This is a genomic window from Bacillus sp. SM2101, from assembly GCF_018588585.1.
GTDB classification, from domain to species: Bacteria; Bacillota; Bacilli; order Bacillales; family SM2101; genus Nanhaiella; species Nanhaiella sioensis.
Genome location: NZ_JAEUFG010000081.1, coordinates 1 through 2146, shown reverse-complemented (window position 1 = coordinate 2146; position 2146 = coordinate 1). Strand labels below are relative to the sequence as shown.

2 protein-coding genes are annotated in these 2146 nt (G+C 37.3%); one reads left to right on the top strand and one right to left on the bottom strand.

Going from position 1 to position 2146, the window contains the following annotated elements; all coding sequences use genetic code 11:
* Window positions 1–555 precede the first annotated feature (555 nt).
* Window positions 556–1344 (top strand): beta-propeller fold lactonase family protein, encoded by a 789-nt coding sequence (locus JM172_RS24180; protein ID WP_214484942.1) that lies wholly within the window; start codon window positions 556–558, stop codon window positions 1342–1344.
* 141 nt (window positions 1345–1485) lie between these two features.
* Here JM172_RS24180 and JM172_RS24175 read toward each other — a convergent pair whose 3' ends face one another.
* Window positions 1486–2064, bottom strand: a complete 579-nt coding sequence (locus JM172_RS24175; RefSeq protein WP_214484941.1) for a hypothetical protein — start codon at window positions 2062–2064, stop codon at window positions 1486–1488.
* Between the last annotated feature and the right edge of the window lie 82 nt (window positions 2065–2146).

The following is a 2146-nucleotide window of genomic DNA, read 5'->3' as shown; positions in this document are numbered from 1 at the left end:
AGCAGGATTAAGAATTGTCATATTAAAAGGACCGGGCATATTATATCCGCCTGGTGGAATAATGGGATTCCCATCAATTACCTCAAATGGATCTTGATCATCACGTAAGACACCATAAGATAAGATATTACCTGGTGGTCCTGGTGGCCCCTGTGGTCCCTGGAGTCCCTGTTTTCCTGATGGTCCCTGTGGTCCCTAAGGTGGGGGTGGAACAACTCTACACTTACAATCTTTTTCTTTCATTAATATTTCACCTTCTATAATTGTTTTACTTCATTTTATGGTTCAATTTCTGTAGAAGGTTGGACTAATATATATATGGTGTCTAAAATATACTGAAGTCTATGTTAATTTTGTATTTTCAAATAAGTTCCTATAGTTAGCATTATGTAGGCTAGTTTTGTATAACATATTCAACTTTATGCACGTTTCGGATATCACACTTATTTTTAATCAAAATCCTAAACCTTCTCATTCGTTCATATATTAAATTAACAATAAATGATGAAGGGGGTAGTTTATTATGGGATTAGTTTAATATGGGATTAGTTTATTATGGGATTAGTTTATGTGGCAAATTTAGTTTCCAATAATGTTTCTGTTATTGATACGATGACGCATCGGGTGATTGCTACTATTCAAGTTGGGGATTTGGATAATTCAGTTGGTATGGCGATTACCCCTGATGGAAAGTTGCTGTATGTTGCAAATGGATTTGATAACAATGTATCTGTCATTGATACAAAAACACAACATGTCATTGCGATTGTTGCTGTTGGTAGAGATCCTGATAATATGGTGATCACGCCTGATGGAAAAACAGTTTATGTGGCAAATGAAAATGAAACAAGCATTTCAGTCATTGATACGACGACACATAGGGTGATTGCCACTGTTCAAGTAGGTAATTTAGATCTTTCAGTTGGTATGGCGATTACTCCTGATGGAAAGTTGCTGTATGTTGCAAATGCACTTGATGATAATATATCTGTCATTGATACGAAAACACATCGGGTTTTTGCAACTGTGCCTGTTGGTAATAATCCTGATAATATGGTGATCACGCCTGATGGAAAAACGGTTTATGTGGCAAATGAAGGTGAATTTAGTGAACCAATGAGTGTATCGGTCATCAATACGACGACACACAGGGTGATTGCCAGTGTTCAAGTAGGTAATTTAGATTTTTCAGTTGGTATGGCGATTACTCCTGATGGAAAGTTGCTGTATGTTACAAATAGAGGTGATAATAATGTATCTGTCATAAATACGAAAATACATCGGGTGATCGCTACTGTACCTGTCGGGGTGGGTCCATCTGCTATCGTCATCACACCAAACTAATTGGATTTGAAAGATTTCTAACATGGACGACATCCGATAACTCCTATTATGTAAACTAGAATTGAATAGGGTATACATTAATATACAAAAGAAATTTCCCCACTCATGAAGATCGAGGGGAAATGTTCAAATATAAACCTATTATGTGTATCTGATTATTGTTAGGTACGGGTCAAAATATGTTGGATTCACACCTGAATTAACAGTTAAATTATTTACCCTAATAGATATAACGTCACCCATCGCACCATTATAAAGTATGGTTTTGGATACGGAAACACTTAGATCAGTTGAGTCAATAGCTGTATTGTCTAATAGAGTGAGAGATCCTGCTATCGCATTATTTGACTCAGCTGCTGTAAATGAAACTACGTCCCCCATTCCTCCTGGCACTGTTGCACCTGAAACAAAACAAACCATGCCATATGTGATTTGGTATATACCATTAGCAGGGAGAATAATTCGATCAGGAGTCGAAGTATCAAAACCACCCATACATGGTTGAGATGTGTCAGGAAGTAATACAAAATCCCCTGGAGACATTACCTCTATAGAGGTAGGTGATGGGTTATAGAGTGAACAAAAACCTAGTACGCTACCAGGTATTCCGGGGACTCCCATTGGCCCCTGTGGCCCTTGAGCTCCTTGTTTCCCCGGTGGTCCTTGTGGTCCTTGCAGTGGTGGAGGAACAACTCTACATTTACAATCTTTATCTTTCATTAATGATTTCACCTTCTATAATTGTTTTTACTTTATATGTATGGATATTTGCTATAAAAGGTTGGACTAACATATATAATGT